The organism is Vibrio sp. 811 (genome assembly GCF_033339195.1).
Map to the genome: position 1 here is coordinate 1 of NZ_JAWOUB010000042.1, position 7,301 is coordinate 7,301.

Below are 7,301 nucleotides of genomic sequence, written 5' to 3' on the forward strand. Positions count from 1 at the left end.
ATTTGGTAAGTATGATGCCCAAGTAGTAGGTGGATGGTTGTTTGTTGTTATTGGGCTATTCTTTTTTTGGGCTATTTTTCCACTGTTCTTACATGTTCCTGCAGGAATCAAACAGATTTCGCTTGGGAAAAAAGTTAACGAAGCTTTTGACTTGGTGACACAGAGCAAAGTGCTCTAACAAAGCATTTAAGAGTGATTCGCAACGCGTGACTCTGTAACGAAAATCACCTCCCCCTATTGATTAATGTATACCAATTTCATAGAACCACTTGAAGATGTATACATTAATCAGAATCCAAATTTATGCCTGAGCCACACTCAAAATCGGTGTCTATTATTCCTATTATGTTAAACGGGCGAGTTAGCTATCAAAAACAGCCCTTAGAACGCCATCAGAGGCTCTAGGCACGTTTTTAAGCACTTACTATGCCCTACTGACCCAGAAATCGGTCTGAAAGTTTGTGACGCTTTTCAGGCGATTTACAGGGCAAAGATGGCGCTGTTCGTTTGAAACAAAAAACGCCCTCTAAGGGGCGTTTTTCTAGGTTTTATCAAAAAATTAAGTAATTTAAAGATGCAACATTGGGTTCATCTGTTGGTGCAAGATCCGGATAACAAAGATATCGAACTCTCGAACTCGATAAAAAATGGCGTGTTTCTGATGATCATGACGACGTACGCCAGAACGAAGTTCGGAACAATCTCGACCAATGAATGGTGCCTCTGACAGAGTTTGTAAACATTGTTCCATTTCATCGGTGTAGTTGTCGGCTTGCTCTGCGCCAAAATTTAAAAAGGTATATTCGTAGATATCCCCAAAATCGTCTGCTGCTTTTTGGGAAAGTTTATACATGCAGCTTGGCCTTTCTTCTTGCTGCCACTTCTTTTAATGACAAGGAACACTCTCCGCTCGCCTCACCCTCATCGAGCGCTTTTCGCAGTAAGTCTTGTTGATTCTCTTGTTGTTCGAGTAGTCGCAATGCACTTCTCATCACTTCACTTGTTGAGCCATAACGACCTGTTGCGATCATTCTTTCGATAAAACAATCAAGAGATTCTCCGATTGTGACGCTTGTTGTTCTAGCCATAAAATCACCATGTGTTAATTATTAACACACCTAGTATACCTCTTCATTTTCTCTTTTTCGCTAATTGCTTATCACACCATGCCATGAGCTGTTCGGCTTTCAATGTTATTACCCCCAGAGCCAACATACCCAAGATGTAACTCCACCCCAAAGCATTCCCCCAACCCGGTATGTTGTCACTCACCACAACGAAAACAGCGCAAAATGATAATGCTGTAAAAATAACTCGAATAAACATAACAGCCTCTTTTTCATTGGTTCTTCCATCAAGCGTATCATGAGATTTGAAGGTCCAAACTCTCATCCATATACCAGGAAAACCGGCAACGCCGATTTTCTTGGTGCATGGATGCGACAAGCGCAGCGCGTCAGCTCTGTAGCAAATGTTTGCAGTGAACATTTGCTACTTCATCACGCTGTCACCTCATACCCCTATCAAATTCACTCAGCGTCCCTCCCTGTTTGCTCGCTTCGCATTGCAAAATCGGGAGAGACACTTCGCAAATTTCGAGGACGCTCGCGCCCTCGCTAGGTTAGAACTTCGTTTAACCTAGCGAGGGCTTGTAAATAAAGAGTTTTGAAAAATTGACGCATAATTATTTACGCATATTAATAGCGCTGTTTGATTTTCACACAAACTTAGTTCATTATTGGTACAACGATGCGAATCAGTTTGATTTGAATTGTTGCTACTCTGAAAGCAGTTTGTTTTTACCTGTTCAATCTGAAAAAAACAGCGTCCTGTCAGTCTCTCTTGAGCTTGGTTCATGTCCACCGGAGCAGTTAATTCCGAGACACGTTTATCGTGATATACAGCTCTCAACTGGTAAATGAGACGGTGCTTTGAACGTCATTCAAAGAAAATGGTAGTGGAAAACGGTCAGAGAATCCCTGTGCCCATAGCACTCAACTGGCGAATAGGCATTAAGTTGTCGCTGCCCTAATTCGATTGGGGTTGTATGTTCTTACAAGGAAATATATGTCTTATTTCGACGTTCAATCTGAACTTTCAACACTGAAAGCTCAAACTAAAACGATCCGCAAACGCTCTTATTCCACTCGAAAATCTCGACTCGATAGATATACGCATCAACTCTTGGAGCTGCATCAAGCAGGCGCCACAGCCGCCGAACTTCAACGCTGGCTTAGAGCAAACAAGCGGATTAAAGTCGCTCACTCCACCGTTCTCAGATGGTTAGACAAACATGGCTAAATTTGCGAAGAACGTAGATCCCAAAGCCGTTGCTGAAAAACAGGCCGCTAACGTCATGAAGCAGATTCAGGGAAAAAATCTGTCTAGCGTTGGTACCGTTCGCAACTACGAAGAACGTCTGACGATTGTGGCTCAACACGTTAATGCCGAGTTCAAATGTGGCCTGCGGGATTTAACGATAGAGCAGGCGCATCAGTATTTGAGCGATAGAGCCACAGAAGTTGGACAAAAAACCTTGGATATGGAGCGTCAGGCGATTCAATGCATGATGCAAAATATTACGGGGAAACTAGGCCAAACGGAAAAACTGGACGTCATCAAATCCGAACAACAACAAATTCTTTCCTCCCGTTCCTACAGCCCAGAGCAAGCAAAAATGATTGCGGATGCACAAACCGAACGTAACGCTCTCGCCACTGAAATAGCGCACGCTGCAGGACTTCGAGCGCATGAACTTCATACCCTGCAACGCATAGATGAACGCATCCCCGATCCAAGGCCGGCACTGGAAGAAAAATTCACTGGTCGAGAGGGTGAGCGTTACACCGTAGAAGGTAAGGGCGGCCTTGTCCGTGAAGTTCTCATTCCAAAAGATCTTGCGGAGAGGTTGGAAGATCGCAGACTTGAGCAGCCACTACAAATCACAGATCGAGGTGTGAACTACACAAGTCACTACGATATAAACGGCGGCAATCGTTGGTCGAGTTCGTTCACCACTGCATCAAATCGAGCATTAAATTGGAGTACCGGAGCGCATGGCCTACGCCATAGCTACGCCCAAGAACGTATGGACGAGCTAAAAAAATCCATGCCCTACGAGAAAGCACTTGAAGTTGTATCCCAAGAAATGGGGCATTTCCGCCCCGACATTACGGAGGTTTATCTACGATGAGATGGTTAATATTAGTGGCTGTCATAGGCGCTATTGTCTGGTCAGCAAACTGGAGTTATCACTACGTAGACAACGCGGTGTTAATCACCGACTTTTGGGAAACAGACAGCGCACCTGACGAATGGGGATTGGTCGATTTTAAAGGCAATAAACCAGTCATTTATGAATACACAGGAACCAAAGGGTTCTGGGATATTTTCAAAGGATTGTGGCCTTTATGGGCACTATTTGTCTTAAGTTTTTTTGTTTTAGCACCACTTTCAAGATACATCTATAACGGTCTAAATGACGCCCAAATTGTCGAAGCGCTAGAAATAAAACAAGCAGCAGAAGAACAAGCAAAAAAAGCAGAATCGGATGCCGAAAACTTCAAGCAAGAGGCAAAGTCTTGGGCAGAAGAAAAGGTAAACCAAGCTTATCAAGAACAATTATCCCGAGTACGAAAAGAACTCGAAAACGAATGGAATGAATACCACCGATTGAAGAATGACATTTTAGAAAGAGAATCAACAATCCAAAGACGAGAGCAACATGCTCAAGAAAAAGAAGAGTATGCCAATCAAAGAGTCGCTGAGATACAAAGACGTTATCAAATAGAAAAAGCTCAGTTCGAAAAGACATTAGAAGAAAGCACAAAAACAAAAAAGAATGCTCAATCTGGACAAAAGAGACTGAGGAAAGAGAAAGAATTGATCAAGGATTTTCTAAACCATAGAGGATGGACAATAGGAGAAGAGGCACTGACATACGAAAAATTAAAAAGCCTCGCAAAAGCAAAACAACCCTAAAAAGGGCTGTTATCTGATAAGGCTTATCTGGTGCCATTTCTTAAACCTTTCCAGAATCCTTCCATCTAAAATAAGTTCTTCGACTAATACCAAGATCTTCCCAAGGCTTGAGTGTTCTTTCTGAATTGGCTACAGGCTTACGCTTAGATGCTTTACCGCCTTTAGCTCCTTTCTTAGCTTGGCTCTGACGGAACTTCTCAGGCGTGAACTCTCGATACGTCCAGTTAGCGATTGACTTCGCTATTGCTTTCACTTCTGACACAGGCAAAGGGACATTGAACTGGCTATTCGTGCTTTCTACTTTGTCGTATACGGCTGCATTCCACTTTCTTTTGTAGTTAGGTGCCCAGTATTCTCGAATCGCTCTATATGCCCACTGACGAGTGTTATCGAACAACTCACAGTTACGGCCAAGACCAGACGTTTCGCTACCACGTAACGGGTGGCCTTTTAAATCAAGGTAGTCTGCTAATTCATCGAGCGTGTACTCATACTCTGTCCAATATTCATTTTGCCAGTATGGATGTAATGGGTTTTTCGTCAGTAGCCCTGCGAACCCCCGATCAGCTTTCAATCGTTCCGTCATGGCGGATTGGATAGCGGCTGCGTAACGAATTGGTTCACTATGAGCAATATCAGACGTAGAAAACGGTACTTTTAAACGATACGCAATGTGAGCGTGTCCGTTCTCTGGGTTTTTACTTGTCCAATAGGGGGCGGGGAGATCATTGTCATACCAAGACAACACACCGCCTTGTCTGTCGATATCAAATACCAGGTATGTGACCAACTTCGGTTGATTCACTTGCAGATATTTTTTCTTAATCGCTGTACTTTTTGGACGTATGTAAGTGACACCGAGTTCGTCAGTGCAATACGGCTTATGAGGCAGAGTCTCGAATAAATCGTGTTGAAATGCGTTTGATTGCTGTGTCTTCAAACAACACCGCACTTATGGCGGTAAGTTGTGACTTGTGAATGGCTCGTCATTTGGTATACTTTCCTTAGCATTATTGCTGAGCCCTGACTTCTCGCTATCCGCCAAGATTGTACGAGATTCGGGGCTTTGTTTTATCTGGAGTTAATCTTACTCCTCAATGCCTTAGTGCGCAATTTCCCTTCGTTTTTCCTTGCTATCAGGCACAAAAAAGGCCGCTATCGCGACCTTTCAAGAATCATTGTTCTACCGAAACACTGCACTTCACATTAAGTGACATTACGTTAAATCCCACTCTTCACATTAAGCGACATGTTACCACCTAACATGCCGAATTTATCTTTAAGTCTTTGAATTTATGTTGACCATGAAAGATTAAATGAGCTTAGATCTGAGTAGAAATACGGCTTTTCGCCGTATAGAAAGCGTTATGTGTTTTTCTTGCAAGCGCCATGATTAATCAAAACTTTTTTCTAGCCATGCGGCATGGGTGAATTAAAAAACGGTGCCTTAGAGCGTCAATTTGGCGCCTTATTTTTGCGATTTTAAGTGGTTGTAAGTTGCTGTTTTTAAGGTGTTTATTTTTCTTGAGAACTGGTTGGTAAATGTTAGTCTTCGACTCAAATAGAAAGAGGGCTAGAAAATGGATAAAACAGACCAGTTATATGTACAAGCAGACTTTTCACATCAAGACATGAGTGGTCAGTATTTTAAAAATTGCAAATTTTTCTGCTGTTCCTTTAAACGAGCGAACCTCCGCGATACACAATTTGTAGATTGTTCTTTCATTGAACGAGGTGAATTAGAGGGGTGTGATTTTTCTTACTCGGATCTTAGAGATGCATCTTTTAAAAACTGCAGTCTTTCAATGTCGTATTTCAAAGGTGCAAATTGTTTTGGTATCGAGTTCAGAGAATGCGATTTAAAGGGTGCCAATTTTTCTCAAGCTAGCTTCATGAATCAGGTATCGAACAGAATGTATTTTTGTTCAGCTTATATAACAGGTTGTAATCTTTCATACGCCAACTTTGAAAGGCAGTGTATCGAAAAGTGTGATTTGTTTGAGAATAGATGGATTGGCGCAAATCTGAGTGGTGCATCATTTAAAGAGTCTGATTTAAGTCGGGGAGTATTTTCTGAAGGGTGTTGGAGCCAGTGTAGGTTGCAAGGTTGTGATTTGAGCCACTCGGAGTTGTATGGTTTAGACCCTCGGAAAGTTGACCTTACAGGTGTAAAAATCTGTTCGTGGCAGCAAGAACAACTTTTAGAGCAATTAGGTTTAATAGTAGTTCCTGACTAAATTTGATGGTTTGAACACACACATAACAAACGCCTCAAGAGGGACTGTCAACGCGTGGCGTTTCCAGTCCCAATGAGCCGCTGTGGTTGCAGTTGTTGTGTTTGAGTTTAGTTGTTATGCGTTGCCAGCCCCTTAGGCGGGCGTTAGCCCTCAGGAGGAAAAATGAAAATATCCATTATGGCAGCAGTTTCTGAGAATGGAGTAATTGGCTCTGGATTGGATATACCTTGGCATGTACAAGGTGAGCAGCTCCTGTTCAAAGCTATGACTTACAATCATTGGCTTTTAGTCGGTCGTAAAACTTTCGACTCAATGGGTAAACTTCCCAATAGGAAATATGCTGTGGTTACTCGCTCAGAAATGGTCTCGAATGATCCAGATGTTATTTATTTCACCAGCATTGAATCGGCATTATCTTACTTAGACAATACGACAACACATGTCTTTGTTTCTGGTGGTGGTGAAATTTACAAAGCATTAATCGAACAAGCAGATGTTATCCATCTTTCAGTGATTCATAAGCACATCTCTGGCGACGTGTTTTTCCCTTCAGTTCCACAGAGTTTCAAACAAACATTTGAGCAAAGTTTCAGTTCAAATATTGATTACACGTACCAAATTTGGGCAAAGGGCTAACAAACTGTTTAAGAGGGATTCACAACGCGTGGCATTTTTACTATGCGTTGGTTTTAGTGGTTAAGGCGGTATGCGGAAGCTTCGGTATTGCGTTGCTCACCCCTTAACAGGGCGTTAGAGCACTCCTAGTAAAGTAACATAGAGTTAACAAAATAATGTTAGATAAATTAGTTGGTAAGGTTATTAATTTCAAAGCGGTCACTAAAACCAAGGTACAGTTTGAATTAAGTGAAAATAATTGTGTAATCGAACTTCAAGTATCTGATGCTTGGGTTATTAATCGTAATGATGAAGTTACTGTTGTCGGCGAGCGGGACTCAAAAACAGGTAAGTTTATTGCCTATGCTTACAATAACCACACAAAGGGAGTATTTGGTAAGTATGATGCCCAAGTAGTAGGTGGATGGTTGTTTGTTGTTATTGGGCTATTCTTTTTTTGGGCTATTT

At 42.1% G+C, this 7,301-nt stretch carries 9 protein-coding genes; 5 read left to right on the top strand and 4 right to left on the bottom strand.

All coding sequences use genetic code 11. The annotated features are described in order from the left end of the window. Positions 1-568: 568 nt before the first annotated feature. Genes R7Q46_RS24345 through R7Q46_RS24355 form a run of 3 tightly spaced genes read right to left on the bottom strand, consistent with a single transcriptional unit; the run spans position 569 to position 1,488 of the window. Positions 569-853: a type II toxin-antitoxin system RelE/ParE family toxin gene (locus R7Q46_RS24345; RefSeq protein WP_012615283.1), complete on the bottom strand. Its 285-nt coding sequence runs from the start codon at positions 851-853 to the stop codon at positions 569-571. Further along, the gene (locus tag R7Q46_RS24350; protein ID WP_012615282.1) at positions 846-1,088 is read right to left on the bottom strand and encodes a type II toxin-antitoxin system ParD family antitoxin; all 243 of its coding nucleotides are present in this window, start codon (positions 1,086-1,088) and stop codon (positions 846-848) included. Before R7Q46_RS24350 ends, R7Q46_RS24345 begins: the two co-directional genes overlap by 8 nt. 43 nt (positions 1,089-1,131) lie before the next feature. Continuing rightward, entirely contained in the window at positions 1,132-1,488 is a 357-nt protein-coding gene (locus R7Q46_RS24355; RefSeq protein ID WP_228006406.1) for a hypothetical protein, read from the bottom strand. 805 nt (positions 1,489-2,293) lie between these two features. Between R7Q46_RS24355 and R7Q46_RS24360 the strand changes: the two genes are divergently transcribed. Together R7Q46_RS24360 and R7Q46_RS24365 are read left to right on the top strand one after the other, a co-directional pair. Further along, a complete protein-coding gene (locus tag R7Q46_RS24360; RefSeq protein WP_102137300.1) occupies positions 2,294-3,193 on the top strand; it encodes a site-specific integrase in 900 nt (299 codons plus the stop codon). A gap of 14 nt (positions 3,194-3,207) precedes the next feature. Next, positions 3,208-3,981, top strand: coding sequence for a hypothetical protein (locus tag R7Q46_RS24365; RefSeq protein WP_318077842.1), 774 nt, complete (start codon positions 3,208-3,210; stop codon positions 3,979-3,981). Between the two features lie 40 nt (positions 3,982-4,021). Here the strand turns inward: R7Q46_RS24365 and R7Q46_RS24370 are convergent, their stop codons facing one another. Next, positions 4,022-4,921, bottom strand: coding sequence for a replication initiation protein (locus tag R7Q46_RS24370; protein WP_193836720.1), 900 nt, complete (start codon positions 4,919-4,921; stop codon positions 4,022-4,024). A gap of 640 nt (positions 4,922-5,561) precedes the next feature. Here R7Q46_RS24370 and R7Q46_RS24375 point away from each other — a divergent pair. The 3 genes from R7Q46_RS24375 to R7Q46_RS24385 all read left to right on the top strand — a co-directional run. After that, positions 5,562-6,218 carry a quinolone resistance pentapeptide repeat protein QnrVC5 gene (locus R7Q46_RS24375; protein ID WP_000361705.1) on the top strand — a complete coding sequence of 219 codons (657 nt, stop codon included), beginning with the start codon at positions 5,562-5,564 and terminating at the stop codon, positions 6,216-6,218. Positions 6,219-6,380: 162 nt separating this feature from the next. Further along, a complete protein-coding gene (gene dfrA31, locus R7Q46_RS24380) occupies positions 6,381-6,854 on the top strand; it encodes a trimethoprim-resistant dihydrofolate reductase DfrA31 (protein WP_000703246.1) in 474 nt (157 codons plus the stop codon). A 155-nt stretch (positions 6,855-7,009) separates the two neighbouring features. Next, positions 7,010-7,301 (top strand): hypothetical protein (locus R7Q46_RS24385; RefSeq protein WP_318077843.1); only part of this gene is annotated, 292 nt, incomplete at its 3' end.